At 56.2% G+C, this 1219-nt stretch carries 1 protein-coding gene; it reads right to left on the reverse strand.

Annotation, left to right across the window (positions count from 1 at the left end):
• Positions 1-33 precede the first annotated feature (33 nt).
• Positions 34-1160, reverse strand: a protein-coding gene (locus ACUTJJ_RS25005; protein WP_445543780.1) for an IS3 family transposase whose coding sequence is annotated in 2 segments (ribosomal slippage) — positions 34-932 and positions 932-1160 — 1128 coding nt in all. Because the reading frame shifts where the segments join, the coding sequence is not laid out codon by codon here.
• Positions 1161-1219: the final 59 nt, after the last annotated feature.

Below are 1219 nucleotides of genomic sequence, written 5' to 3' on the forward strand. Positions count from 1 at the left end.
TGAATAGCCCCGAGTTTCGTAGACACCCTCGGGTTAGATTTTCTGCTGTTTCTCGAACTCGACGGGCGACAGCATCCCGTTCCTGACGTGTTTGCGTTTCGGGTTGTAGAACATTTCGATGTAGTCGAACACGTCCTGGCGTGCTTCATCGCGTGAACGGTAGACCCTGCGACGTATCCGTTCTCGCTTCAGAAGATTGAAGAAGCTCTCGGCCACCGCATTGTCATGGCAGTTGCCACGACGGCTCATCGAGTGAACCAGATTGTGATGCTTGAGGAACGAGGCCCAGTCCATGCTGGTAAACTGCGAGCCCTGATCCGAGTGGATCAGCACCTTTTCCTTCGGCTTGCGTCGCCACACGGCCATAAGCAGAGCCTTGAGAACGACATCGGTGGTTTGGCGGCTCTGCAGTGCCCAACCGATCACACGACGCGAATAGAGGTCGATGACAACGGCGAGATAGGCGAAGCCCTCGCAGGTTCGAATGTAGGTCATGTCCGTCACCCAGGCAGTGTCTGGAGCCGTCACATCGAATTGCCGGTCGAGCGTATTATTGACGACGACAGACGGTTTGCCACCAAAAATGCCGGGACGGCGCTTGTAGCCAATCTGCGCCTTGATCCCGGCGAGACGCGTCAGACGCGCGACCCGGTTTGGGCAGCACATCTCTCCCTGATCGAGAAGGTCGTCGTGCAGCTTGCGATAACCGTAGACCTTGCCGCTCTCTTCCCATGCCTTCAGGAGCAGCTCGGTCTGGCGCTTGTCCTCGCTGGCTCGCATGCTCAGCGGGTTCTTCAGCCAAGTGTAAAATCCACTCGGATGAACCCGCAGGAGACGGCACATCGTCCGCACTGAAAACTGCAAGCGATGCAAGGCAATGAACGCGTACTTCACTTTGCATCCCTGGCGAAATACGCGGCCGCTTTTTTTAGGATGTCTCGCTCCTCGGTGACGCGAGCCAGTTCCTTCTTCAGCCGCCTGATCTCCTCGGCCTCGTCGTTGCCTTTGGCGTTCGACGCAGCAAACTTCTTCTTCCATTCGTAGAGCGAATGCTGGCTCACGCCGAGGCGCTGTGAAACCTCCGCAACCGGATAGCCTCGCTCCGTGATCTGACGCACGGCGTCGCGCTTAAACTCTTCGCTGAAATTCGATTTGCTCATGATGCTCTTCTTGCCTCAAAATTAGGAAAGAAGGTGTCTACAAATCTCGGGGCTATTCA

It is taken from the genome of Agrobacterium sp. DKPNP3, from assembly GCF_052686535.1.